Consider the following 25874-nt stretch of genomic DNA (forward strand, 5'->3'; position numbering starts at 1 on the left):
GGTACGTACGGTGCTGTGAGAGGACGGCGGTTAGTCACCGCCTCCTACTCGATATGTAGGAGAATATAAAGGATATGTTACGAAAGTGTACAAAAAAGGATGAAAAGGCAATACTTGAGTATCTACAGGAAGATTACTGTTACAATTTATTAATGATTGCCGATGTCGTGAATTACGGGTTTGACAGTCGCGCCCAGCGAATCTACTGCCACGAAGCAGAAGGAAAGATGGCCGCGGTTTATCTCTGTTTTTATAAGACTCTTCATATTTACTCTCAAGCCAATCACGTCAACCGAGAAGATGTGGTTTCTTTGGTTGAAGAGTATTCACCGGATTACATTGTTGGTAAGGAGGCGCTTGTAAACGAATTGAGGCGTGGGCTAGTCGGCTTTGAACATTACCAAGAGGAGATTTATCTGTTGCAAAACGATAAGCGCCTAAAAGAGGGCTGCGAGGGCGTGGAGATGGTTAATGAAAAGGTTCTCGGAGAGATTGCGGAGTTTATGAAAGGGGTAGACAAGGAGAAGAAGTTCTATACTTCGAAAAGGGTTATGAAGGAGCGTTACGAGTACGGTTTTACGAAGCATTATGTGTTCCGCTGTGATGGTCAAATCGTGGCTCACGGCAACGTAGCTGCTAGTACGGATAGAATTGTTTTAATTGATAATGTTGCCGCTAAAAGTGGCTTTCGGGACTTGGAGTATGGGGAGAAGATTATCAGCTGTATGGCACGGGAAGCAATGGCGAAAGGTCAGGAAGTCTGCTGCTTTCTCGATCAGAAGGCGGATAAAAAGCGTTATCAGGAATTAGGCTTTCAGTACTACGGCACCTGGGACCGGTTGGTGGCGAGAAGGCGTCCGCAAGAACGGGCCACTTACATCTCAATTTACAACTGGCTTCGGGAGGACATCGTTTCGGGCATTTACCAGACAGATAGCTTAATGCCGTCAGAGAACGTTTTGTCGGAAAAATACAATGTCAGCCGCAACACCCTTAGACAAGCCTTGACGCTGCTTAATACGGAAGGTTATATTAGAAAGCAACAGGGAAAAGGCTCTATTGTCACCTACAATGCGAAGAAAAAGACGCGGTTTTATAACTACCTTAAGGACGATGCCTTAGAAGAGGTGGTCAAGGTGGAGTATGAACTGGGGGAAGACGTCAGTACTTGGTGTCCTAGGAAGAGCTATATTGGGGAAGTGGACGGCGAAATTCTTTGTAGCCGCATCAGCTATTACGGCAAAGAAGAGCTTCTAGGCATGAGTTTTCTGCAAATTCCCGTACAGATTCTCCGGATTTACGGAGTGGACTTAGAATCCCCCCAGGAGATTCGCGACTTTATTTCTAAGGGAATATACTATTTAGGCGCCGGTGCGGAACTGGTAATCGAGCCTTTTGAAGCCAGTGAACAAATTAGCGAACGCTTTGGGGTTCAAGCAGGAACCTCCCTTCTTAATATAGATCAAAAACTTTATGATGGGTGTCATCGTCTGTTAGGAATTATTAGATACTATTTTCGCGGGGGCAAGTACCGAATTCATTACGAAAGATAACGAGGAGAGAAGTAAAGATGCGAATAGATGAGCTTTTTAAAAAGAAAAAACCGGTAGTTTCCTTTGAAGTCTTCCCGCCGAAGAAGGCTGAAGGTATGAAAAAGATGGAGGAGACGCTAGACATCTTAAGTGAGCTTGGACCGGATTTTATCAGTGTGACCTTTGGGGCTGGTGGTAGCTCCAACAATAATCGGACGATTGAACTGGCAAAAATGATTAAGGAACGTTCAGGAGTGTCGCCGGTGGTTCACCTAACTAGCCTTCACTACGACCGAGAGGAAATCGATGAGTTTGCCGAAGTTCTTAAAGAGAATGGTCTTGAGAATGTGTTGGCACTTAGAGGGGATCAAAACCCGAACGTTAGAACTAAGACGGACTTTAAATACGCTTCGGATTTGACGGCATATCTAAAAGAAAAGAATTACTTCTGCATTGGTGGCGGTTGTTATCCAGAGGTTCATCCAGAGGCGCAAGGACCGGAAGAGGATTTACTTAACCTAAAGAAAAAGGTAGAATCAGGGTGTGACTTTCTCGTATCTCAGCTCTTTTTTGATAACGATAATTTCATGGCGTTTAAAGAACAGGTGCGCGCAGAGGGAATTACGACCCCGATTACCGCCGGGATTATGCCGGCTACCAATAAAGCGGGCGTAGAGCGGATGGTTTCTCTATGCGGCGCTCAGTTTCCTGAACGTTTTCAGCGGATTGTGAACAAATACGAGAATAATAAAGAGGGGCTATTTGAGGCCGGGATTTATTATGCGATTTCTCAGGTGATTGACTTAATTGCCAGAGATGTGGAGGGGATTCATATCTACACCTTAAACAATCCGGTGATTGCCAGAAAGATTACCGAGGGTATTAAGTATTTGATTTAATTATTTCTAGTCTAAGGGAGAAAGATAGATGGTATCTATGGAAGAGTTTCGGGAGTACTTAGATGAAGCCTGCGAGCAGATTCCGGAGGAATATTATGGGGAATTAAACGGCGGTGTGCTACTCCGAGAAGAGGTGAAAATCCATCCAAAGAGCAATGGTGACGAGCTTAAAATAATGGGCGAGTACGTATATTCCCGAACCATGGGGAGGCTTATTTATATTTATTACGGCTCGTTTATTGCGGTTTATGGAGAGGCTTCTAAGGAGTTGTTAAAAAGAGAAATAAAGCATACGCTAGAGCATGAATTAACCCATCACCTGGAGTCTTTGGCCGGAGAAAAGGACCTGGAAATCGCTGACGAAATCCAGATCCATAGATATTTGGAAAGAAAGTAGTCTCTAGTCTAAGTAGAGGGTTCTAAGAGCAGACTTTGTATGGGCGTCAAGCTTTAGCCGGCGTTCGAGATAATTATCGATACTGCCTTCAAGGTCAAGCATCGTATGTAGAGCGGCGGCGAGATACTCTTCGTCAACACCCATAAAGACTCTCATCGCTTCGATAGTGTCGTCGCCAGCGTTCATATCCTGGGCACTTTTTATCATGTGTTCCACTTCTGGCTGTAAGAATTCGCTAGTGGCCAGATAGTCTTCCATAATATCGTCAAGGGAGACGCCTAAAGTATAGAGGAGGATGGCGGTACCGATGCCTACTCTATCTTTACCAGCACTACAGTGCCAGAGATAGGCGCCGTTACTAGGCTTGGCTAGTAGGTGCAAAAATTCGCTGTATTTTGTGGCAGAGTAGTCACTTGTAATAATTTCTTTATAAAGGTTAGTCATCGACTCGTGAGCATCCTGGGCGGCGCTCAGGAGTTTTTTGTCGCTTTCTTCATCGTGAGTGATGCCAAGGGTCTCGTCTTTGATGATTTCTAAAGGTGTCGCTCTCACTAAGTTAAGAGCCGGGTCGGGACGTTCCCTTCGTTCCTTTTCTGTGCGAAAATCGATAATGTCCCGGAGGTTATAATCACCAGTTAAGAGCTCTTTGTCATCGTGGCCAAGAAAGTAGAGCTGGCCGCTGCGATAGAGCTGCTTGTGGCGGATACGACCGCCATCCTGGGTGGTAATACCACCAAGGTCTCTGGTGTTGTACACTTTTTGTAAGGGAATACGTTTACTGATGTTCATTTTTAAAAACCTCTTTCTTGTGATATACTGTGGTTATGATAAAAGCAATAGTATTTGATATGGATGGACTTCTTTTTGATTCGGAACGAATCGTCAAGCGGTCTTGGGATATCGCCGGCGAAGAACTAAATATGGGTAATCTAGGTGAACATATTTATCAGACCATCGGTCTTAATGTAAATGGACGCCGAGCGTATTTTGCCAAGGCTCTAGGGGACGATTTTCCTTTTGATGACTTTGCTGATAAAACGCGGATTGCTTTTGGTGAAATTGCGAGCCGTGAAGGGGTTCCTCTAAAAGCAGGCGCCCTAGAGCTTCTACAGTACGGAAAGAATCACGGACTTAAAATGGCCGTGGCTTCCTCCTCGCGCCGAGCCTATGGTGAAAATCTGCTTAAAAGTGGCGGCATTAGCGACTTCTTTTCGGTGATGGTCTTTGGCGATATGGTGAAAAAAGCCAAGCCGGATCCAGAGATCTATCAGCGTGCCTGCGCGCTTCTAAAGGTAGAAGTACGCCAGGCCATCGCCCTAGAAGACTCGCCAAATGGGATTCTCTCCGCTTACCGAGCAGGACTTGCGCCCATTATGGTGCCTGATTTAGTAGAACCAAGTGAGGAAATCCGCCGCCTTACAGAAGCGGTACTCCCCTCTCTAGGAGAAGTCAAAGCTTATTTAGCGGCTGAAGCGGCAAGAAGCACCACACGGTAGGACGAGACCGGTGTCCGTTACCGGTAAGCCGATTTCATCGGCGGTAATCTGACCACCAAAGTCTTTTAGTTCGGTCGCTAGCATATAGGTAAGAACTGCTGGGGCTAAGCCGGTAGTATAGGAGTTAATCAGAAAGAAAAGGGGCTCTTTACTGAGAATTTTCCGACAGGCTTTAATTAGAGGGTGAATGGCATCTTCGATTTTCCAGATTTCCCCTTTGGGTCCGCGGCCGTAAGAAGGCGGGTCCATGATAATGGCGTCGTAGGTATTTCCCCGCCGCTGTTCTCTTTCAACAAACTTAAGACAGTCATCTACGAGCCACCGAATCGGTTTATCAATAAGACCGGATGAGGTGGCGTTTTCTTTGGCCCAAGCAACCATTCCTTTAGAAGCGTCCACGTGGGTTACGCTAGCTCCGGCAGCGGCAGCGGCTAGAGTAGCGCCTCCGGTGTAGGCAAACAAGTTAAGGACCCTTATGCTACGGCCGCTCTTACGGATTTTCTCCCCAAACCAGTCCCAGTTGGTGGCTTGTTCGGGAAAAATTCCGGTGTGCTTAAAGTTAAAGGGCTTAAGGTTGAAGGTCAGTTCGCCGTAGTGAATCTGCCACTGTTCTGGCAAATCGATGAATTCCCACTCGCCGCCCCCCTTCTTACTGCGGTGGTAGTGGGCATTTATCTGTCCCCAGCGGGGATCGGTTTTCGGGGTGTTCCAAATCACCTGAGGATCGGGACGAATGAGGCGATAATCTCCAAACCGCTCTAGTTTTTCTCCATCGCTGCAATCTAGTACTTCATAATCTTTCCATTGATCGGCTAACCACATAATTTACTCGCTTTCTATTATTCACTAATTGCTATTAATATACCATAATCAGCGGGTGGGGGAAAGGTATAGAAATTATCTATAAGTGATGGATTCTATAAAAACCGTCTATTTGCCCTACTGTAGTTATGGATTTATTATGTAAATAAGGGTAACTATTAAGGAGGTTTTTTGATGTTTATCGATTTACATATGCACGAGCGGACCTTTTCGCCAGATAGCCATTTGCGTTTGGCAGAAATCGTTCGTCTTAGTAAAGAAAAAGGCTTAGACGGAATCTGTATTACCGATCACGATAATATGGGGCTTAAAGAGTATGCCAAGGCCTATTCTCGGGAGCAGAACTTTCCCATATTCGTCGGGATTGAGTATTATTCTCTGGAAGGGGATATTGTGGCCTTTGGGCTTGACCGGTATCCCAAGAAGCGGGTGAGCGCCCAGGGGTTTATCGACCTGGTGAAGGCCCAGGGCGGGATCTGCTTTGGGGCTCATCCTTTTCGCGATAACAATCGGGGGCTAGAAGAACACTTGCTGAGGGTAAATGGTCTTGACGGTATTGAAGTTCTCAATGGCAGTACGTCATATGAAGCGTGTAAAAAAGCCGAAGCCTATGCTAGGTATTTAAAGCTTACCCCAGTGGGCTCGAGTGATTGCCACACAACCGAAAAGGTGGGAGTCTTTGCCACGTATTTTCCTGAGCAGGTGAAAACGATGGCGGACTTTATCAGGGTCTTTAAAGAGGGGAATTTGCAACCGGCCTATTACGACGGTGAGCGGTACGTAAAGGCGATAAATACTAATTTACCTTTCAAACAATCAGTGATAGAATATATCTATAATTAAACTAGGAGGTATAAGGATGATTACGGTAGATGCCAGGGGATTTGCTTGTCCAGAGCCCGTTATTAGAACGAAGAAGGCGCTAGACGTGGCCGGTACAGACGAGGTAGTAGAGGTTCTCGTTGACAATGAGATTTCCTTAGCCAATGTTAGTAAATTTGGTAATGACGCTGGGGCTAAGGTGACCACGAAGAAAGTAGGTGACGGTCATTTTCGGGTGCTTTTAGAGTTAGGCGAAAGCAGAAGCTCACAAAAGGAGACCGATCAGAGGACCATAGCGGTGATCGACTCGGAGACGATGGGTGAAGGGAGCGAAGAGCTAGGAAAAGTCCTGATGAAAGGGTTCGTTTACGCCCTTAGCCAATTAGACGTGCTACCAGATAAAGTGCTTTTCTATAATGGCGGTGCTAAGCTTACGTGTACGGGTAGCGATTCTTTAGAAGATCTACAGTATATGGAAGGGGAGGGCGTAGAGATTATGACTTGCGGCACCTGCCTTGATTTTTTCAAGCTTAAAGAAGAGCTAAGTGTGGGCCAGGTTACCAATATGTATAGCATTGTGGAGGCGATGAATAGCGCTGACCATATTATGAAACCGTAAGGAGATAAATTGTGGAAAAGATTAGATTGACATCACTTAGTAAGACCGCTGGCTGAGCTGCCAAATTTGGTCCAGAGACCCTCGCTCAGGTGCTGAGCGAGTTACCGGGATTTACCGATCCCAATTTAATCGTGGGCATTGAGACTTCAGACGATGCGGCGATTTATAAAATCAATGACGAAGTAGCGATGATTCAGACTTTGGATTTTTTCACCCCGATTGTGGATGATCCTTATATGTTTGGTCAGATTGCCGCAGCCAATTCTTTAAGCGATGTCTGGGCAATGGGCGGCGACCCGAAGGTGGCCCTCAATATTGTGGCTTTTCCGGCCTGTCTTGATGTGGCGATTTTAGGAGAAATCTTAAAAGGCGGGGCCGATAAGGTGAAAGAAGCGGGTGCTGTCTTAGTGGGCGGTCACACGATACAAGACGATGAGCCTAAGTACGGCTTAAGCGTGTCAGGATTCGTCCATCCAGATAAGATTTTTAAAAACTATGGCTGCCAGGCGGGGGATGCTTTGATTCTCACGAAGCAAATCGGTAGTGGAATTATCAATACGGCTATTAAAGGCGAGATTGCTTCGGAGCAGGCGATAACAGAGGCTCAGGAGACGATGGCAGCTCTGAATAAGAAGGCCAAAGAAGTGGCAGCAAAGTACCAGGTGTCGGCTTGCACGGATATCACCGGGTTTGGGCTCTTAGGCCACTGCGCGGAGATGGCGGGAGCCAGTAACGTAACGTTTTCCCTGACGGCTCAGGATATTCCTTTGATGGCAGAAGCTGCAAGTTATGCCAAAATGGGCTTTATCCCTGCCGGTGCCTATAAGAATCGTGAGTTTACCAGGAATCAAGTGGATGCGGGTGACTTACCGGAGTATTATTTGGATCTCTTTTACGATCCCCAGACTTCAGGAGGCTTGCTTTTAAGCGTTCCCGGGGCGCAAAAAGAAGCGCTGATGAGCGATTTGCTAGGGGCAGGCCTTTCCACGAAGGTGGCGGTGATTGGCGAGGTTCAGGATAAGCAGGAGAAGTTGATAAATTTGAGGTAAAAGGTTGGTATGAGTATGGATAAGAATCAAATATTTCGTAAAATTCCTAAAGTAGACGTTCTTTTAGAGAAGGAAAAGATTGCCGAAATGGTAAACCATTACGGACGCAAGAACGTTATGGCAGGGATTACAGAAGAGTTGGGGCGGCTGCGAGAGGCACTGGGAAAGGTGCAGGACGAAGTGGCAGCAGGAAAGGCCTTAGCAGACTTAGAGGACAAAATAGCGAAAAATGTGGAGAAGCGGACGAAGCCGCGGATGGAACTGGTGATTAATGCCACCGGGACGGTGCTTCATACGAATCTTGGTCGGGCGCCCATCGCCTATAACCACGTAATGGAGCTGGTACAAAAAATTAGCGGTTATTCAAATCTAGAATACGATATCACGGCCGGAAAAAGAGGAGAGCGTTATGCTCACTTCGAGAAGCTTTTGTGTGAACTCACCGGGGCTGAGGCGGCGATGGCAGTAAATAATAACGCCTCTTCCGTGCTGTTGATTCTAAATAGTCTGGCGAAAGATAAGGAAGCGATCGTCTCTCGCGGAGAGTTGATTGAAATCGGCGGGAAGTTTCGCATTCCTGACGTGATGGAAGCCAGTGGGGCGACGATGGTGTCGGTGGGGACGACCAATAAGACTCACCTTGAGGACTACGAGGAGGCGATTACCGAAGAGACGGCGGCTATTCTCAAGGTTCATACGAGCAATTACCGCATTGTTGGGTTTACGGAGAGTGTGACGATTGACGAATTGACACCGCTAGCAAAAGCCCATGACGTTCCGGTAGTGGAAGATTTGGGAAGTGGGGTGCTAATCGATTTAAGTAAGTACGGCTTAAGCTATGAGCCAACGGTACAGGATTCCATTCGCAGCGGTGCCGATGTGGTTTGCTTTAGCGGCGATAAACTCCTGGGTGGCCCCCAGGCCGGAATTATTGTAGGTAAGAAGAAGTATATTGATAGGATGAAGAAGAACCAGCTAACAAGAGCGCTACGAATTGATAAATTTACGGCAGCCGCGCTAGAGCTGACCTTGCTTGAGTACTTATCGGAGGAAAAGGCTATTCAGAATATCCCTACCCTTAGGATGATTACCAAGTCTGCCGAGGCGGTAAAAAAAGAAGCCCAGAAGCTTCTGGGAGTTCTTGAAAAATACGATTTTAATGCTGAAATAGAGCTAGTTTCTCTCGAATCGCAAATCGGTGGCGGGTCGCTTCCGTTAGAGCGTTTGCCGGGCTATGGTGTAGCGATTGTTCCAAAGGAGATTTCAGTGGCAACTTTTGAAGAGCGGTTGCGAAAGCTACCAGTGCCCATTATTGCCCGCGTGGCGGATAATAAGCTCCTTCTCGATGTACGGACGATTGAACCGAGTCAGTATAACATCATCGGTGATATGTTAGAGAGTATGGAGGCTTTTGGAAAATGAAGCATATAATTGTAGGAACGGCTGGCCATATCGATCACGGGAAGACTACCCTTATTCGTGCGTTAACGGGACGCAATACGGACCGCTTAGAAGAAGAGCAGCGCCGGGGAATCACCATCGATTTAGGGTTTACGTATTTTGATTTAGCAAAGGATAAGCGAGTGGGTATCATTGATGTCCCCGGCCATGAAAAGTTTGTGGGCAACATGGTTGCCGGTGTGGTGGGGATGGACTTGGTTCTCCTAGTAATCGCTGCCGATGAAGGGATTATGCCTCAGACTAGGGAGCATATGGACATTCTCCATCTTCTTGGTATTGACAAATGCATTGTGGTGCTGAATAAGTGCGATCTGGTGGATGAGGAGTGGCTAGAGCTTGTGAGGGACGAAATAAAGGAAGAATTTACAGGTACTTTTCTTGAAAAAGCACCTGTTGTTTGTGTGTCTGCGGCGACAGGAGCGGGGATTCCCCAGCTGAGCGATGAAATCGACCAGATGACAACAGCAGTAGCCAGAGAAGCGACGGGTGCAGGAGTACCCCGCCTGCCGGTAGACCGAGTGTTTACCCTTTCTGGCTTTGGCACAGTAGTAACCGGTACCTTGATTGCCGGACACGTTAAAAAAGAAGATTTGATGATGGTCTACCCTGGGGAACAGGAATGTCGTATCCGCAGTCTGCAAGTTCACGGGGAGAATGCAGAAGAAGTGGCGGCCGGACAGCGAGTGGCCGTTAATATTTCGAACCTGAAGAAGAAAGAGATTAAAAGAGGTGCAGTTCTAGCGAAGCCTAACAGTATGAAGGCTACGGATTTATTAGATGTAAAGCTAGAGATGCTCCCTAGTTCCCTGCGGGTATTGACGACCAACATGCGCTTGCATTTTTTCACGGGTACCAGTGAGGTGTTAGCTAGAGCAGTGCTGCTTGAAGGGGAGGAAATTGGTCCTGGAGAGTCTGCTTACGTGACGCTACGCCTAGAAGAGAAAATCGCCGTTAGAAATGGCGACCGGTTTGTGGTTCGCTTCTATTCGCCTTTAGAGACCATTGGCGGCGGGGTGATTCTAGAAGCGAATCCAGCAAGCAAGAAAAGGGATAAGGCTAAGGTGGCAGCTACCCTTAAGCAAAAAGAAGCAGGGGATCCCCGAGATGTTGTGCTTTTGCAGGTGGCAGAGCGGGGACATCGGCCGCTAGGGCTTCAGGAGCTGGCTAAAGCCTTAGGTAGTGCCCCTGATGAAGTGAAGCAATATGCGAAAGAATTAGAGGGCGAAGAGCGCTTAGTTATTTTAAGCTTAGCGAAAGAGGAGTACTATCTAGAAGCAGAACAATGCCGGGAGATGGAGCGAGAAGTAATCGCAAGCTTAACGGCCTACGAAGAGAAGTATCCTTATCGTTACGGACAGAAAAAGGCAGAGGTTCTTACCGCCCTTTTTAAAGGCATGAAACCAGGGGTTTTTGATGCTTTGATTGAGAGGATGGTAGCCGCAGGTGAGATTAAGCGCCAAGAGGAATATTTATCTACGATAGCCTTTGAAATAAAGGAAGACGAGACGTATACCACCGTTCGCCAGCGCTTGCTATCCGCTTTTGATGCGGCAAAGTATGATTTTATCCGCTACCGGGAGCTTGATTTTGGCAAAATCTCAGAAGGGGTGGTAGATGATATCCTGCAGGTGCTAGTTGTGGGCGGTGAAGTGGTGAAGATTAACGACGACTTCTTTACCTTAGCTAGCTTAATGGACGGGGCAAAGACCATCGTGGAACAGCAATTGGCGGCTGATGGAGTCATTACCATTGCTCAGGTCCGAGATCTGTTTCATACCAGTAGGAAAAGCGCCAAACCGATTCTTGAGTATATGGACGGAATTAAGGTGACGAAGAAGACCGGCGGTGAGAGTGAAAGGGTGGCATTTAAATGAATCTAAAACAACTAGAGGCGTTTGTGAAAGTGGCAGAGCTTAGGAACTATTCTAAGGCGGCAAAACAGATGTATCTTACTCAGCCCACCGTTAGCGCTCATATTTTTTCTTTGGAAAAGGAGCTGGAGACCCGGCTTTTTATTAGAAGTACGAAAGAGGTGTACTTAACGGATGAAGGGAAGATGCTCTATAAGTATGCCAAGGAAATGGTGGATTTAGAAGCGAAGATAAAAGAGAGCTTTTCTAGAAACGAGGAAGCTGGAAGTAGTGGCATCACCATCGCTGCCTCCACCATTCCCTCCCAGTATTTGCTCCCAGGGCTACTATCAGAGTTTAGTAAAAAGTATCCTGGCGAGCAGATTAAGATTATGGAGGCGGATTCTGGTGGGGTAGTGGAGAGTATTGTTGACCACCGGGTGGACGTCGGCTTTACCGGAACGGTACTAGAAAAGAAGCATTGTACGTATATTCCTTTTTATCAAGATGAGCTGGTGATTATTACTCCTAATACGGAAAAGTACCGGAAACGAAAGAATGCTTCCGATATTGCTTGGCTTAAGGAAGAGAATATTATCTTCCGCGAGGAGGGCTCAGGGACGCGAAAAGAGGCAGAAAAGCAACTGGTGGCAGCAGGGATTGCGCTAGAGGAATTAAAGGTGATTGCCAGTATGGAGAATCAAGAGACGATTAAAAATTCGGTAGCCCAGGGGATGGGGATATCGGTTCTGTCAAAGCTTGCGGCAACGGAAGAGGTAGAGGCAGGTAAACTGCTGGCGTTTACCATACCGGGAACGACAGGTGGCAGAAGTATTAACTTAGTGTATAACAAAAACTATCCACTAACCAAGACGGTTCAGCGGTTTATTAAGGTGGTTAAGGAAAGTGGAGAGTCATTTAGATAATCTATAAGTGGATTAATCTATTAAAGAAAACGATTAGCGTAAAGGATGGGAGCAAACTATAATACTCTCATAAGGTGATTAGGATGATTTATATGGATAACGCAGCCACTAGTATGAGAAAGCCAAAAGAGGTGACCTCGGCGGTTACAAGGGCGATGACGTCTATCGGTAACGCCGGGCGCGGGGTTAACGATGCTTCTTTAGAAGCAGCTCGGGAAATCTATGAAACTCGTAGTTTACTAGCAAGGCTTTTCGGAGTCAAAGATCCCAAGCAAATTGCGTTTACTAGCAATTCGACCATGAGTCTTAATATGGCGATTAAAGGCTTGCTTGTTCCTGGTGATCATGTGATCACTACCATCCAGGAACATAATTCTGTCCTTAGGCCCTTATACGAATTAGAAGCATTAGGCGTTTCCCTTTCCATTGTGGGTGCCGATGAAAAGGGGAAGACGACTGTTGACGATATAAAAAAAGCCATTCGGCATAACACCAAGTATATCATCACGACCCATGCTTCTAATTTAACAGGAAATGCCCTCCCAGTGGCCGAAATTGGCGCTTTGGCGAGGGAGAATGGCCTTATTTATATTGTGGATGCCTCTCAGAGTGCAGGTGTCCTGCCCCTAGATGTGGAGGCGATGAAGATAGACGTGCTCTGCTTTACGGGACACAAAAGTCTCTATGGCCCCCAAGGGACTGGTGGGATATATGTAAGCGAACAACTTAAGATGCGTCCTTTGGTGGTGGGCGGGACCGGTGTTCAGACCTTTCGCCATGAGCAGCCCCCAGAGATGCCCACTCACCTTGAAGCAGGGACCCTTAATGGACACGGTATTGCTGGACTGAAAGCGGGAGTGACCTTCGTCCTTGAAAGAGGGGTTGAGGCGATCAGAGAACGAGAGCTAGCACTAGCCCAGATGTTTAGAAAGGGAATAGCCGATCTTCCAGGGATACAACTATACGGAGATTTTGAAGAGGAGCTTCGCTGTCCGATTGTCAGCTTTAATGTAGGGGATTATGACTCCGGTGAAGTTGGCGATGAGCTTTTGCAAGAGTACGGTATTATCACCCGTACCGGCGGCCACTGTGCCCCTCTTTTACATAAGCATTTTGGGACGGAGTCGCGAGGGATGATTCGCTTTAGTTTTTCTCACTTTAACACCGATGAAGAGGTTGCAAAAGCAATAACGGCCATCAAGATAATCACAACAGAATAAGTCGTTTTAGGAGGAGAAGAAAGTGAGTGTAGCAAATTCGAAATGGAAATTATTAGTCATAGGCGCTATTTGTGGCTTAATTGCAGTATGTCTGGCTATTTTTGGCAACCCCGCCAATATGGCCTTTTGTATTGCCTGCTTTATCAGAGATACCGCTGGTGCCTTAGGGCTTCATCAGGCAGAGGTGGTGCAGTACGCTAGACCCGAAACCATCGGTTTAGTAATCGGGGCGTTTCTCATCTCTTTTGCCACAAAAGAGTATAAAAGTACCGGCGGCTCGTCGCCGATGATTCGCTTTATCTTAGGTTTTTGTATGATGGTAGGTGCGCTCATCTTTTTAGGCTGTCCTCTACGAATGATTTTGCGGATGTCGGCAGGTGATTTGACCGCCTGGATTGCTCTTATTGGTTTTATCCTGGGAATTGGCACGGGGGTTATCTTTCTAAAAGGCGGCTTTAGTCTCGGCCGCGCGTATGAAACCAGCAAGCTTAGCGGCATGGTTATTTCCCTACTTTCGCTAGCTATCCTACTCTTGGCGGTGGGGACTAACTTGTTAAAGCAAAGTACAGCAGGGCCAGGAAGCATGCACGCTCCTATTATCATGTCTCTTATTGGTGGGTTGCTTTTTGGCGCCTTGGCCCAAAAGGCACGAATCTGTTTTGCCGGAAGCATTCGTGACGTGATTTTGCTTCGCAATTTTGACCTTTTAAGCGCTGTTGTTGGGTTGTTTGTGGTGATGCTAATCTACAACCTCGCCTCGGGGAATTTTGCTTTAGGTATGAATACCCCAGGAATCATCGCTCACTCGGAGCACCTCTGGAATATCCTGGGCATGTATGTGGTCGGTTTGGCGGCGGTACTAGCTGGCGGCTGTCCCTTACGTCAACTGATTCTCGCAGGTCAAGGCTCGAATGACTCAGCAGTCACGGTTCTAGGAATGCTGATAGGCGCCGCAATCTGTCATAACTTCGGTTTGGCTAGTAGCGGGACTTCGGTCAATCCAGAGACGAAAGAGCTAATCAAAGGAGCGGTTACTACGAATGGAAAAGTAGCCTGTATCATCTGTATCGTCGTGCTTTTGGTGATTGCTTTTGTAAGTAAACGGCAAACGAAAGCAGCTTCCAATTAGGGGATAAATGGAGTATTATAGGAAGGTAGGTATAAATATCATGAAAGTTGTAGATGCGAGAGGACTATCCTGTCCAGAGCCGATTATGCTGACGAATGAAGCGTTAAAAAGCGAAAGCGCGGTAACGGTATTAGTTGACGAGGCTCATCAAAAGACCAATGTGGAGAAATTTGCCAGTGAAAAAGGCAAGAAAACCTCGGTTACCGATAAGGACGGATACTTCGAAATCATCGTCGAGTAAAGAAGAATGCGAAAAAAAGAATTAAAACTGGTGGTAACCTTTCATACAACGGCAGAAGCAATGGCTTTAGAGAAAGCGGCCAAGGAAAGAAGCCTTTTGGGACGGATGATACCGGTTCCCAGAGAATTGTCTTCAGGTTGTGGCATCTCCTGGACATCTCCTTTAGAGCTTAGAGAAGAGCTGTTATCCTTAATGGAAGAGTTACAGATAGAAAAAGATGAGATTCATGAAATTATGGTATAAAAAAAGAGCGACGCGAGTCGCTCTTTTTTTCATTCTATTCGTTTAAAAACCTTCAACAAATTTATCCAATAAGCTAGGCAGTAAGCGATCACTGTACTCGGTAAGGGAGAACTTGCCCTTATAGAGAGCGTAATCGTACAACAAAGCACGCTCAAACATGGCGTAGTAGTGTAAAAGCAAGTCGGCGGAAGATGTCTTTTTAAATTCACCATTTGCCATACCTTCTTCGATAATCTCGAGAATCCATTTGAAATAAAATCTCTTTTTATCGGATAACGAACGCTTATCCTTAGTCACAAGCTGTGAGGAATAGAGATAAGCTAAAATCTCAGTATCGATTTTGTGTTCAATCATGTCAAAGAGCGCATGATTCAAATACCGTAGCTTCTCGTAAGCCGAGAGGCTATGATCGATGGTTTCATACAGTTCCTTATACATGTCGTCAAAAAGGTAGGAAAGAGAATTTAGAAGGCTCTCCTTGCCTTTGAAATAGTGGTAAAAGGTCCCTTTTGAGGTTTTTGAGGAGACGATAATTTCTTCAACAGTGGTCTTATCGTAGCCGTTCTTATGAAAAAGGTTCCACGCTGCCTTTACAATTCTGCTTTTAGTTGATTGCCTCTTTTTTGGCATGTTTGCTCCTATCCAACAACGAAGCCGTACTTAAGTGGGTCGTCTCCGTCGATTACGTATGTTGCTTCACCGGTTACATATGCACTACCAGTAATCTGCGGGACTACAGCCTTGAAATCGCCGATGTTGGTCTCTTCTAAGATCACACCCTTAAACTGTGAGCCGATAAAACTTTCATATACGAATGGCTCGCCGATGCCGATTTCGTCTCTAGCGTAAAGAGTTGCTAGCTTAGCGCTAGTTCCCGTACCGCAAGGTGAACGGTCAGCCATCCGATCCCCAAAGATAACCACGTTGCGCTTATCAGCACCAGGAGTATCTGTATCTGAGTAAATTTCGCATAAATCAACAGTTGTAATATCAAGAGTAGGATGCTTCATCTCTACTTCTTTATTAACTGCTTCAATCATCTTCATGCCGAAATCGGTTAGAGCAGGGATGTTCTTTGGTTCAATGGCCATGCCCAGTTGATCCGCTTTTACCAGGGCGAAAAAGCTTCCGCCAAAGGAAATGTCATAAGTAATCTCTTTCCCGTCGATGGTGGTCTTTAAGTTTTCTTTGTACAGAAAAGCAGGAACATTAGTTAAAGTTACATTAAGAACTTTCCCGTCCTTAACTTCGGCTTTTGTCTTAATGATGCCGGCAGGAGCTTCTAAAGTAACCTCAGTAAAAGGCTCTTTTGCTTCCACAAGACCGCTCTCGATTAAAGCGGTAACTGTACCGATAGTACCGTGGCCACACATATTAAGATATTCTCCAGTATCCATAAAGAAAACTGCAAAATCAGCTTCTTTACTAATTGGCTCGGTTACGTAAGCGCCGAACATATCGTGATGTCCCCTTGGCTCAAACATCAGTGCTTGACGATACTTGTCATAATTCTTGTGAAGATAGTTCTTGCGTTCAATAGGTGTATCTCCCTTTAGCTCTGGAAAGCCAGAGAAAAGAATTCGCGTGAATTCACCTACTGTGTGGGTGTCGATAGCCTTAAAAGATGCTTCGTACGCATCAAGGTTCAACTTGGGTTTCAGTTCCATTTTGAATACCTCCTTTGAAGTTAAATGATTTGATTCCTATAGAAAAAATCTATAGGTTGCTTTATCTAAACATCTCAGATTTCCCCTTCTTCGATGTTTTAGCCATACCAATTTTTTTCTAGAATGGTTAGTTTTTTAACGATTAGACCGTATTCTAGACCCTTGTTCAGTTTTGTAATCACATTATCGCCGAAAATCCCCTAAAAGTCAATGTTTTTTAAGAATTTTAAAAATAACTTTTAGGTGTTGAAATACTGAAAAAAGTATGTTACATTAAATAAACAAAATGTCTATTTTTTGGGGGTAGATGGGTGTCTGGTGTGCCTCCTAGTCTTCAAAACTAGTGTAGGGCGTTAAGAGCGTCCTGGGTGGGTTCGATTCCCACATGCCTCCGCCAAAAAAAGATTTTTAACTTTAGAGTGTAGTTAATTAAACGACAAAGTTTTTATAGAATATTTATATAAGTATTACAATTTGGGTAATGTTTTTGAGGTATTATAATTACATAAAGAAAAGGAGAATGCGTGTCATGGGAAATGTGCAACTGTTGTTAAGGCAACATGTAGGAGCGCCTTGTGCAGCCATTGTGAAAGTAGGCGACAAGGTGGAAAAGGGGACTCTGATTGCTACACCGACCGGGCTGGGGGCTAATATCCATTCTAGTGTCTACGGCGAAGTGGTCGAGGTTTTGGAGGACCGGATCATTATTAAACCGGACGAAGAACAACCGGATGCTTTTGTGAAAATCAAAGAGGGAACACCTCTAGAGATGATCAAAGAAGCAGGACTTGTAGGTATGGGCGGTGCTGGATTCCCAACAGGAGTAAAGCTTGATACCAAGATTCCAGGAGGAGCGTTCCTAGTAAACGCGGCAGAGTGTGAGACGGGTCTTGTGCATAATGTGCGCCAGATTGAAGAAGACTTTGCGAGAACCCTTCGCGGCCTGAAGTATGCTATGGAAATTACCGAAGCGGCGAAAGGTATTTTTGCCATTAAGGCGAAGAACGAAAAGGCAGTGGCAGTTATTCGCGAAGCCATTAAAGACGAGCCGAATATTTTCATTCACCTGTTAGCGGATATTTACCCATCAGGAGAAGAGCGGGCGGTCATTAGAGAATGTCTTGGAGTTACCCTAGGCGTGGATAAGTTGCCTTCGGCAGCCAATGCTGCTGTCGCTAACGTAGAGACGCTTTTGCGTATTACTGAGGCGATTGAAGACAGAAAGCCTTGTTTTAGTAAGAATTTGACGGTTATCGGCCATTTAAACGATGGCAACAAACCACACGTATATTTCGATGTTCCGGTAGGTACATCTGTTGGCGAATTGATTGAGAAGTCAAGCGGTATCGAAGAGCCTTACGGCGAGATTATCCTAGGTGGACCTTTTACTGGTAAACCAACGACGGTTGATACTCCGATTACTAAGACCACAGGCGGTATTGTGGTAACCATGGAGTTTATGGATTTACATCAGGCGCCAACGGGAATCTTAATCTGTGCTTGTAGTGGCAATGAGGAGCGGATGCGCGATGTTGTTAGTAAGTATAATGGTAAAGTGTGCTCCGTTACTATGTGTAAGCAAGCGGTAGAGATGAAGAGCGGTGCTCTTAAATGTGAAGACCCAGGGAATTGCCCAGGGCAAGCGGAAAAGGTTCTGAAGATGAAGAAAGACGGTGCCGAATACATTGTGATTGGTAACTGTTCTGACTGTTCTAATACGGTTATGGGCTCAGCACCTAAAATGGGACTGAAAGTCATTCATCAAACAGACCACGTTATGCGGACGATTGGTCACGCGATTTACCGGAAATTACGTATTTCCAAACAGGTACCACAACTGCCAAACGGCAAATAATATTTGGTATTACTGTTTTAAGCGATAATAGAAAGTGATTGTCCCCGAAACTTTCACTTCCTGCGCAGGAGCTAACAAAGAGAGGTCTGCATCTTCGCTTAGAACTGTATATATACTAGCTATGAAGTATAGTAGTGACAAAGTACAAGGAGGGAAACAATATGTCAATCACAGCTGAAACAGCAAAAGCTCACGCAAATGATCCAGCGGTACTTTGCTGTAGAAGAGAAGCGGGAACGGTTATCTCAGTGTCTGATCTTGAAGATCCGGCGATCTTTGATGATCTAGTGGATTCTGGACTTTTGAATCTGGATGGCGCACTTACTATTGAACAAGTAGTTGGCGCGACACTTAAAGAGACAAGAGATTCACTCCAACCGTTGACAGCAGATGTTCTTGATGGAGTAAAAGCAAGCTCAGCTCCAGCAGCACCTGCAGAAGAAGCACCAGAAGAAGAGGTGGCAGCACCGGTATTACCAGCAGGCGCGCCAGTTGCAGCAGCAGGTGGCGTACTGAAAATTCACATTGGTGAAGGTAAGGATATCGATCTTGAGATTCCAGTGGGAGCAATAGGTGCAGCTGGCGCAGTAGCACCAGGAGTAGCTGGGGCAGTGGCACCGGTAGCGGCAGCAGCTGAAGCTGCAGTAGCAGGTGAAGAAGTGGTAGTTAGAACCTTAACTAGAAAACACTTTAACATCACCGAAGTTAAGAGAGGACCAGAGACGAAGATCGAAGGAACAACTCTTTACATTCGCGAAGGTATTGAGAAAGAAGCTGTTGATAGCCAAAACTTGGTTGTTGACTTGAAAGTGGATATTATTACTCCAGATAAGTATCATACCTATTCAGAAACGGTAATGGACGTACAACCAATCGCTACCAAAGAAGGCGATTCAGAGGTTGGTAGCGGCGTGACTCGCGTGCTTGACGGCGTTATTATGATGGTAACAGGTACCGATGCTAATGGTGTTCAAATTGGTGAATTCGGTTCTTCAGAAGGATACTTAGACGAGAATATCATGTGGGGACGTCCAGGTTGTCCAGAGAAGGGTGAAATCTTTATTAAAACCCAAGTGACGATTAAAGAAGGCACGAACATGGAGAGACCAGGACCTTTAGCAGCTCATGCAGCAACGGACCACATTACGCAGGAAATCCGTGAAGTGATGAAGAAGTTAGACGAGTCTCTCGTGGTAGATAGCGAAGAGTTTAAGCAAGTTAGAAGACCGGGCATGAAGAAAGTGGTTATCGTTAAGGAAATCATGGGCCAAGGTGCTATGCATGATAACTTACTTCTACCAGTTGAGCCAGTAGGTATCTTAGGTGGAAAGCCAAACGTTGACTTAGGAAACGTACCGGTATGTGTATCTCCGCTTGAGTTATTAGATGGTTGTGTTCATGCACTTACCTGTATTGGACCAGCATCTAAAGAGATGTCTAGACACTACTGGAGAGAGCCATTAGTATTAGAAGCTCTTCACGATCCAGAAGTGGATTTGGCTGGTGTTATCTTAGTTGGTAGCCCACAAATTAACTCCGAAAAATTCTACGTTTCTAAACGTGTTGGTATGACTGTTGAGATGTTAGGAGCTGATGGTGCCTTCGTAACTACTGAAGGATTTGGTAACAACCACATCGACTTCGCAGCTCACCATGAAGAAATCGGTAAACGCGGTATTCCAGTTGTTGGTTTATCTTTCTGTGCAGTTCAAGGTGCTCTTGTTGTAGGTAACGAGTACATGACAGCTATGGTAGATAACAATAAATCAGAAGCTGGTATCGAGAATGAAGTTCTTGGCTGTAACACCCTTTGCCACGAAGATGGTATTCGGGCGTTAGCGATGCTTAAGGATGCAATGCTTGGGGAAGATATCAAGAAAGCTGAAAAAGCATGGAATCCAAACGTTAAATCAACCAACCTTGAGTTGATCTCTAATGTAACTGGAAAGCCAATCGAATTAGTAGAAAATGAGCAATCATTACCGATGAGCCAAAAACGTAAAGAAAAATATAGCTAGGAGACATTATGAATTACGGTGACAAAATCATTAAGATGGAAGGCGTGATCGTCGAAGTGCAAGACGGGGCTGTAGCCGTTGACCTTAAAGGAAGACTGGGATATTTGAAGGTGCCGATGCGGATGATGATTACGGATTATCCCCTTAAGGTAGGGCAAGAAGTGGAATGGAATATGAGTTTCATCGAACAGAAGGGCCCGGAAGTCAACGAGAAATATGTCAGCAACCTAGACATACAAAAGAAACGTATGGATAAGAACAAGGAGGTATAAAAATGAGTTTAACAGTAGTTAAAGGAATGCAATCTGAAATATTCGTTCCTATTACTCCACCGATGGTGTGGACTCCTGTTACAAAAGCGCTTAAAGATATGTCGATTGCTCTAGCAACGGCAGCAGGCGTTCATAAAAAAGAGCAGGAAAGATTTAATCTTGCTGGGGACTTTACCTGGAGAAAAATTGAAAACACCACACCTTCAAGCGATTTGATGGTATCTCATGGTGGTTACGATAATGCGGATGTTAATAAGGACATCAACTGTATGTTCCCGATTGACAGAATCCACGAATTAGCAGCAAGTGGTTTTATCAGAGCTTGTGCGCCTGTACACGCAGGTTTCATGGGTGGTGGTGGAAACCAAGAGAAGTTCAAGCATGAAACAGGACCGGCTATTGCGGAAATGTTTAAAGAAGAAGATGTTGATGCTGTTCTTCTTACAGCTGGCTGAGGCACCTGCCACCGCTCTGCAGTATTGGTGCAGAGAGCGATTGAAGAAGCTGGAATTCCAACTATTATTATTGCAGCTCTTCCGCCGGTTGTACGGCAAACAGGTACTCCAAGAGCTTCTGCTCCCCTCGTTCCGATGGGTGCAAACGCTGGAGAACCAAACAACCCAGAACAACAAACTGAAATTGTAAAAGCAACATTAGAATTACTCGAGACGATTGATCAACCGGGTAAAATTGTGCCATTGCCTTTCGAATATCACGCAAAGGTTTAGTATTTACACTTTCGTATAAGAGGCAGATGAATTCCATCTGCCTCTTTCTTGTGTAATAGGAGAGTTCTTCGAACTATCCTATTACACAAGAAAAACATATGGATGCGCACTTCGGCGCAATGAATCCTGTGCGAATGCACCCGCCGAAGGCGCAAGAATTTGCCAAGGCAAATTCTATTTTAATTAGGTATAAGGAGGCGAGAATTTTGGACGGTAAGGAGACAATCCTGAGACGTTTGGTCATTAAAGCGTTTCATATTGATGAGGTAAGCGTTGGTGAAGAAAACAGTGCAGGTACGACGGGAGTGATGACCGTTAATAAGGATGTTTTAGCATCTTTATCTAAGGATTACCCAGAGATAGAAAGCATTGATTTACAGGTGATTGCCCCTGGTGATCACGACCGCTACACGAATACGATTATGGATATTATCCCGATTTCCACGAAAGTGTTGGGAAATATTGGTGAGGGGATTACTCATACATTAACAGGTGTTTACGTAATGCTGACGGGTGTGGACACGGTCGGTAAGCAGACCCACGAGTTTGGCTCTTCGGAAGGAAATCTAAAAGAGCAGTTGTATCTCAACCGGGCAGGAACGCCGGGCGATGATGATTATATAATCTCTTTTGACGTAACTTTGAAAGCAGGGATGGGACAGGAACGCCATGGCGTTGATGCGGCCCATAACGCTTGCGATCGTTTTGTACAAATCTTTCGCAATCAGCTGAAAAAGTTTAAAGGAGATTTGGCGACGGAACGTCACGAATTTTACGATAAGATTAAGCACGGAAAGAAGCGGGTGGCGATAATTAAGCAGGTAGCTGGCCAAGGCGCTATGTACGATATGCAGCTTTTTGCCAAAGAACCTTCTGGTATGGAAGGTGGGCGCTCGATTATCGACTTAGGAAACATGCCAGTTATAGTAACTCCGAATGAATACCGAGACGGTATTATTCGTTCGAAGCAATAGGAGGTAAAAAGAGATGGGAATAGGTCCTTCGACTAAAGAAACATCGCTTCACCACTTCCGGGACCCTTTGCTTGATGTGGTGGCAAATGATGACGATTTGGATTTAATGGGAATTATTATTGTGGGAACTCCTGACGGCAATGAAGAGAAAATGCTGGTGGGAACACGCACGGCGATTTGGTGTGAGTGCATGCGGACGGACGGCGTGATTATTTCTTCGGATGGTTGGGGAAACTCCGACGTGGACTTTACCAATACGGTAGAGCAACTCGGCATTCGCGGCATTCCGGTGACGGGGCTTAATTTTAGCGGTACCGTCGGCCAGTTCGTAGTAACGAATAAATACTTGGATGCGATTGTGGACATTAATAAAAGCGCGGAAGGCGTAGAAACCAACGTTGTTGGCGAAAATAACGTGGTGGAGTTGGATTGCCGCAAAGCGATGGCGATGCTTAAGCTTAAGATGCGGGAACAAAAGTAGCGCAGACAAGTATCGCTTGTTTTTAGAAAAGAAAAAGCACGACCGCAGTCGTGCTCTTTCTTTTTGGTATGTCATTGAGAGGTTTTCTGTTGCATTGCAGTTTTGTACATATACAAAGCTGGGGAATGCTCCTACAAAGAGGATGTATATATTAATTGGAGTCAACTGATGCAAGACGCTCTTGGGGGAAGCTGTCGGCAACAGTATCACTGCAATAACAACCGTTAGGTTAAAGTGCTTAAAAAAGTAATGTTTTAAGCGCCTTAAATATACCATTTATGTGCAATACTGTCAATTGATAATTTATAATCAGGATAAAAAAGAGAATATATAGTACAAAAAATGACATTTATAATAAAAATAAGTGTAAAAAACTGTAATACAACAAAACTTTAACGTGGTAACGTAAGAAAACAGCTAGAATAACACACTTTCCTTACCGAAATTTTTACGGTGAGGCGTAAATTTGATAAAATGTTTTTTGAAGCACAGAAAAGGGAGCCCAAGCAGGCTCCCTTTTTTATGTGATTTTAAGGTTATGAAGTCACGGTTTTTCTTGAATCGTTGATCATCATGAAACCTACGAGGAACATTACACATACCAAAATCCAGAACAATACGTTGAGTGGAAGGTTGGTAATAATTGTATAGGCAAGGAATACGCCGACACAACCAGCAGTAGCGTTCATTAATGCAGCAAAGCGGTCGTATTTACCGGCTTTGATAAATGCAAAACTTCCAGCGATCATTAGATAAGCACAAGAGCCCATCATAACTGGGAAAGCTGCGGTGATGTTCATGCCCATGATTGAACAAAGAGCGATACAAGGTGTGTAAAGACCAACACCGATCATCATAAGTGCACCAAGTACAAACTGAACAACACAAGCGATAACAAGTTTTACACCACTTAGACCAAGAGCAGTACCAGCTACACCGAAAGGTCCAACGCCTAATTGTCTCATAACCATGAGTACACCGAGAATAATAAGACAAACACCCATTCCTAAGCGAATCTTCTTAACATCCCAACCAACTAGGATACGTACACCGATAACAGCGCCAAGCATAGCGGCGATAATCATTGATGCAAGTGTAAGACCGTCCATGTCTACTGAACCAATGAAAAGCCAAGCTTCAAAACAAACAGGAAATGCATCGCCGACATTGAGAACACCTGGGATATATTCATCCTCACAGGTTTTTGTAAGTTTCATAGCGGCGGTGGTTGGTCCAAAAGAACCAATACCAAGTGTGTCTAACAGGTTCGCGACTAAGCCGATTATGCCTAAGATAATTCCCCTCTTTACGCTCAATCCCTTGAAATCTTCTTTGTGCTTGAAGCAGTCAACGATAAAGTAGAGTCCCATAGCAATGATGCCGACTAACATAATAAGACGTAAAATTAAAGCTACATTCATTCTTCATCCCTCCAGATTAATTAGTTTCTTGAAACTTTAAGATGCGGTAACGAACTGCAGAGTCTTTATTATACCCCGAATATAATAAGTTTTTTATAAATAGAGTTCGATACTAAAATATGCATCTTGAAAATTCGTTAATTACCATCATTATATTGCTCGTGGCAGAAATGAAATAGTGCCTCCCGACAATGGTCTTACTGAATTTTCAAGATGCACATTTTTTTTTAGAGAGCATCCTAAATTCTTTGTATTTATCATACTAAAAATAATGTTAAAAGTCAATCAATACGTGCGAAATGCTTAAATTAATCTTAAGAATATAGCCTTTACTTCTTTTTCTTTTTGCGACTAGCTACTTTTGCGTCGTGATCAAGTTCTGCTTTTTTCATATCTTGACGAAGGTTAAAGATCCTCTGTTTTATGGATGGGTTTACAGGTTTAAATTCTTTTCCGGTTGATAGCTGCATGAATGGGTAGAAATCATCTGCAGTGCCGGTGGTAAAAGAAGTTTTTTCAAAAACAAAAATATCACCATTGCCGACATAGAGATAGAAAAGGTCGTTATCGGCATAGAGTTCTTCGATGGAAAAATACTTGTAAGTGTCCGTATTACCGTCGTCGACAACAAATTGCGAGTGGCCGAAGGTGATGGTAATAGGGGTGTTGTTTCTATAATAAGTGTCTCTCGCTAAAAGGTTCCAGTACGTCAAATATGGTCTTCCTAGTGCGATTAAGATAACGAAGATGCCAAACGCCCAGCAGATAGCATAACCATAGGTGGGAGCGTTTAAAGCCCGTGGTAAGGTAAATAAGATAAGTGCCAAAATCGAAAAACGAAACATTAAGCGCCGTCCGGTGTTCTTGGCAAGCAGCTTCGCAAACCCTTTGAGTACATTTTTGGTATGCCCAGTATGCACCTCGTATAATACAGTCATAATTTTCCCCCTCAATAGCTCGTTCTCATGAATTCATACTGCTCATAATATTATAAGTTATCTTAAGGGGGTATACAAGCACTCTTTTTGAGCCTGCATGAGGAGCCGAAAAGCGACTTTAAAAAAATGAAAAAAGTGCTTGCAATCACTGTTTCAGTACGATATAATAACAAGGCTGTGACATGATAGCGTTGAAGCGTGAGGTTGCTACTTATAATAGTAGGTGTTCCGTGGAGCGAATGTCAAGTTAGGAAACTGACGACAAGTCACTGTACAAATCAAATGTCCACCGAAGTAGTGGAAACAACGTGTTTGTTACTCACGACACACACGGGAGAGTGTACAGTCACCGCTTGTCGTACTGATTTTAAAAAGTACGAAAAGGAGGCGACTTTTTTTATGGCAAATCAAGTAATGAGAATCACATTGAAGGCGTACGATCATCAATTGGTGGATGCGTCCGCAAAGAAGATCATCGAGACTGTAAAGAAGAATGGTGCGAAAGTGAGTGGTCCTGTGCCACTACCTACTAAAAAAGAAGTAGTTACTATTCTAAGAGCGGTACATAAGTACAAAGACTCTAGAGAGCAGTTCGAGCAAAGAACTCATAAGAGATTGATCGATATTCAGACACCAACACAAAAAACGGTTGATTCATTGTCTAGATTAGACATTCCCGCTGGTGTTCACATCGACATCAAAATGAAAAATAAGTAAACCTAGAGTACTTAACGAATGTGTAACATGAGTTTAGTACGAAGGTTGTTCGAAGGAACTTAGCGAGGTGTTATCGAGCTTAGTGAATCGAACTTCC

28 protein-coding genes and 1 tRNA gene are annotated in these 25874 nt (G+C 44.8%); 23 read left to right on the forward strand and 6 right to left on the reverse strand.

Going from position 1 to position 25874, the window contains the following annotated elements; translation table 11 throughout:
• Positions 1-74 precede the first annotated feature (74 nt).
• The 3 genes from NHH16_RS09925 to NHH16_RS09935 are packed head-to-tail and all read left to right on the forward strand — an operon-like array spanning position 75 to position 2828.
• Positions 75-1553 carry a GntR family transcriptional regulator gene (locus NHH16_RS09925; RefSeq protein WP_262069446.1) on the forward strand — a complete coding sequence of 493 codons (1479 nt, stop codon included), beginning with the start codon at positions 75-77 and terminating at the stop codon, positions 1551-1553.
• Positions 1554-1570: 17 nt separating this feature from the next.
• The gene (metF, locus tag NHH16_RS09930) at positions 1571-2431 is read left to right on the forward strand and encodes a methylenetetrahydrofolate reductase [NAD(P)H] (RefSeq protein ID WP_262069447.1); all 861 of its coding nucleotides are present in this window, start codon (positions 1571-1573) and stop codon (positions 2429-2431) included.
• A gap of 28 nt (positions 2432-2459) precedes the next feature.
• Complete coding sequence (locus NHH16_RS09935; protein WP_262069448.1) at positions 2460-2828, forward strand: metallopeptidase family protein; 369 nt, start codon at positions 2460-2462, stop codon at positions 2826-2828.
• A gap of 3 nt (positions 2829-2831) precedes the next feature.
• On the opposite strand, the gene NHH16_RS09940 is transcribed toward NHH16_RS09935, so the two are convergent.
• Positions 2832-3617 (reverse strand): tyrosine-protein phosphatase, encoded by a 786-nt coding sequence (locus NHH16_RS09940; RefSeq protein WP_262069449.1) that lies wholly within the window; start codon positions 3615-3617, stop codon positions 2832-2834.
• Between the two features lie 35 nt (positions 3618-3652).
• Between NHH16_RS09940 and NHH16_RS09945 the strand changes: the two genes are divergently transcribed.
• Positions 3653-4324, forward strand: a complete 672-nt coding sequence (locus NHH16_RS09945) for an HAD family hydrolase (protein ID WP_262069450.1) — start codon at positions 3653-3655, stop codon at positions 4322-4324.
• Here the strand turns inward: NHH16_RS09945 and NHH16_RS09950 are convergent.
• Complete coding sequence (locus NHH16_RS09950) at positions 4289-5146, reverse strand: class I SAM-dependent methyltransferase (RefSeq protein WP_262069451.1); 858 nt, start codon at positions 5144-5146, stop codon at positions 4289-4291. The genes NHH16_RS09945 and NHH16_RS09950 overlap by 36 nt on opposite strands.
• Before the next feature lie 174 nt (positions 5147-5320).
• Here NHH16_RS09950 and NHH16_RS09955 point away from each other — a divergent pair, with 174 nt between their 5' ends.
• The 10 genes from NHH16_RS09955 to NHH16_RS10000 all read left to right on the forward strand — a co-directional run bounded on the left by NHH16_RS09955 (position 5321) and on the right by NHH16_RS10000 (position 14706).
• Positions 5321-5989 carry a PHP domain-containing protein gene (locus NHH16_RS09955; protein WP_262069452.1) on the forward strand — a complete coding sequence of 223 codons (669 nt, stop codon included), beginning with the start codon at positions 5321-5323 and terminating at the stop codon, positions 5987-5989.
• Positions 5990-6005: 16 nt separating this feature from the next.
• The gene (gene yedF, locus NHH16_RS09960; protein WP_262069453.1) at positions 6006-6587 is read left to right on the forward strand and encodes a sulfurtransferase-like selenium metabolism protein YedF; all 582 of its coding nucleotides are present in this window, start codon (positions 6006-6008) and stop codon (positions 6585-6587) included.
• A gap of 11 nt (positions 6588-6598) precedes the next feature.
• Complete coding sequence (gene selD, locus NHH16_RS09965; RefSeq protein ID WP_416389389.1) at positions 6599-7636, forward strand: selenide, water dikinase SelD; 1038 nt, start codon at positions 6599-6601, stop codon at positions 7634-7636.
• 15 nt (positions 7637-7651) lie between these two features.
• On the forward strand, positions 7652-9058 hold the full coding sequence (selA, locus tag NHH16_RS09970; RefSeq protein WP_262069454.1) for an L-seryl-tRNA(Sec) selenium transferase: 1407 nt from the start codon (positions 7652-7654) through the stop codon (positions 9056-9058).
• Positions 9055-10971 (forward strand): selenocysteine-specific translation elongation factor, encoded by a 1917-nt coding sequence (selB, locus tag NHH16_RS09975; protein WP_262069455.1) that lies wholly within the window; start codon positions 9055-9057, stop codon positions 10969-10971. Before selA ends, selB begins: the two co-directional genes overlap by 4 nt.
• Positions 10968-11873: a selenium metabolism-associated LysR family transcriptional regulator gene (locus NHH16_RS09980; RefSeq protein ID WP_262069456.1), complete on the forward strand. Its 906-nt coding sequence runs from the start codon at positions 10968-10970 to the stop codon at positions 11871-11873. Before selB ends, NHH16_RS09980 begins: the two co-directional genes overlap by 4 nt.
• An 83-nt stretch (positions 11874-11956) precedes the next feature.
• Complete coding sequence (locus tag NHH16_RS09985; protein ID WP_262069457.1) at positions 11957-13093, forward strand: aminotransferase class V-fold PLP-dependent enzyme; 1137 nt, start codon at positions 11957-11959, stop codon at positions 13091-13093.
• A 22-nt stretch (positions 13094-13115) separates the two neighbouring features.
• The gene (gene yedE, locus NHH16_RS09990) at positions 13116-14222 is read left to right on the forward strand and encodes a YedE family putative selenium transporter (protein WP_262069458.1); all 1107 of its coding nucleotides are present in this window, start codon (positions 13116-13118) and stop codon (positions 14220-14222) included.
• A 40-nt stretch (positions 14223-14262) separates the two neighbouring features.
• A complete protein-coding gene (locus NHH16_RS09995; RefSeq protein ID WP_262069459.1) occupies positions 14263-14463 on the forward strand; it encodes a sulfurtransferase TusA family protein in 201 nt (66 codons plus the stop codon).
• Positions 14464-14469: 6 nt separating this feature from the next.
• Positions 14470-14706, forward strand: a complete 237-nt coding sequence (locus NHH16_RS10000) for a putative Se/S carrier protein (RefSeq protein ID WP_262069460.1) — start codon at positions 14470-14472, stop codon at positions 14704-14706.
• A 42-nt stretch (positions 14707-14748) separates the two neighbouring features.
• Here the strand turns inward: NHH16_RS10000 and NHH16_RS10005 are convergent, their stop codons facing one another.
• Both NHH16_RS10005 and NHH16_RS10010 read right to left on the reverse strand, forming a co-directional pair.
• Positions 14749-15336: a TetR/AcrR family transcriptional regulator gene (locus NHH16_RS10005; protein ID WP_262069461.1), complete on the reverse strand. Its 588-nt coding sequence runs from the start codon at positions 15334-15336 to the stop codon at positions 14749-14751.
• 8 nt (positions 15337-15344) lie between these two features.
• The gene (locus NHH16_RS10010) at positions 15345-16373 is read right to left on the reverse strand and encodes a proline racemase family protein (protein ID WP_262069462.1); all 1029 of its coding nucleotides are present in this window, start codon (positions 16371-16373) and stop codon (positions 15345-15347) included.
• A gap of 299 nt (positions 16374-16672) precedes the next feature.
• Between NHH16_RS10010 and NHH16_RS10015 the strand changes: the two genes are divergently transcribed.
• The 8 genes from NHH16_RS10015 (at position 16673) to NHH16_RS10045 (ending at position 22701) form a co-directional block, all read left to right on the forward strand.
• Positions 16673-16770 (forward strand) — tRNA-Sec (locus NHH16_RS10015).
• A gap of 132 nt (positions 16771-16902) precedes the next feature.
• The gene (gene prdC / locus NHH16_RS10020) at positions 16903-18228 is read left to right on the forward strand and encodes a proline reductase-associated electron transfer protein PrdC (protein ID WP_262069463.1); all 1326 of its coding nucleotides are present in this window, start codon (positions 16903-16905) and stop codon (positions 18226-18228) included.
• A gap of 161 nt (positions 18229-18389) precedes the next feature.
• Positions 18390-20246 (forward strand): D-proline reductase (dithiol) proprotein PrdA, encoded by a 1857-nt coding sequence (gene prdA, locus NHH16_RS10025; protein WP_262069464.1) that lies wholly within the window; start codon positions 18390-18392, stop codon positions 20244-20246.
• A gap of 8 nt (positions 20247-20254) precedes the next feature.
• Complete coding sequence (locus tag NHH16_RS10030) at positions 20255-20518, forward strand: CBO2463/CBO2479 domain-containing protein (protein WP_262069465.1); 264 nt, start codon at positions 20255-20257, stop codon at positions 20516-20518.
• Between the two features lie 2 nt (positions 20519-20520).
• The gene (locus tag NHH16_RS15815; RefSeq protein ID WP_465223423.1) at positions 20521-20973 is read left to right on the forward strand and encodes a glycine/sarcosine/betaine reductase selenoprotein B family protein; all 453 of its coding nucleotides are present in this window, start codon (positions 20521-20523) and stop codon (positions 20971-20973) included.
• A gap of 27 nt (positions 20974-21000) precedes the next feature.
• Complete coding sequence (locus NHH16_RS15820; RefSeq protein WP_465223424.1) at positions 21001-21246, forward strand: hypothetical protein; 246 nt, start codon at positions 21001-21003, stop codon at positions 21244-21246.
• A gap of 206 nt (positions 21247-21452) precedes the next feature.
• On the forward strand, positions 21453-22220 hold the full coding sequence (gene prdD, locus NHH16_RS10040) for a proline reductase cluster protein PrdD (RefSeq protein WP_262069467.1): 768 nt from the start codon (positions 21453-21455) through the stop codon (positions 22218-22220).
• A gap of 13 nt (positions 22221-22233) precedes the next feature.
• The gene (locus tag NHH16_RS10045; RefSeq protein WP_262069468.1) at positions 22234-22701 is read left to right on the forward strand and encodes a glycine/sarcosine/betaine reductase component B subunit; all 468 of its coding nucleotides are present in this window, start codon (positions 22234-22236) and stop codon (positions 22699-22701) included.
• Positions 22702-23237: 536 nt separating this feature from the next.
• Here the strand turns inward: NHH16_RS10045 and NHH16_RS10050 are convergent.
• Together NHH16_RS10050 and NHH16_RS10055 are read right to left on the reverse strand one after the other, a co-directional pair.
• Entirely contained in the window at positions 23238-24017 is a 780-nt protein-coding gene (locus tag NHH16_RS10050; protein ID WP_262069469.1) for a permease, read from the reverse strand.
• A gap of 434 nt (positions 24018-24451) precedes the next feature.
• Positions 24452-25060, reverse strand: coding sequence for a YcxB family protein (locus tag NHH16_RS10055; protein ID WP_262069470.1), 609 nt, complete (start codon positions 25058-25060; stop codon positions 24452-24454).
• A 399-nt stretch (positions 25061-25459) separates the two neighbouring features.
• Between NHH16_RS10055 and rpsJ the strand changes: the two genes are divergently transcribed.
• The gene (rpsJ, locus tag NHH16_RS10060; protein WP_262069471.1) at positions 25460-25777 is read left to right on the forward strand and encodes a 30S ribosomal protein S10; all 318 of its coding nucleotides are present in this window, start codon (positions 25460-25462) and stop codon (positions 25775-25777) included.
• The last annotated feature ends 97 nt before the right edge of the window (positions 25778-25874 follow it).

This window comes from Ohessyouella blattaphilus (genome assembly GCF_024721265.1).
In the GTDB taxonomy this organism is placed as follows: Bacteria; Bacillota; Clostridia; order Lachnospirales; family Lachnospiraceae; genus Aequitasia; species Aequitasia blattaphilus_A.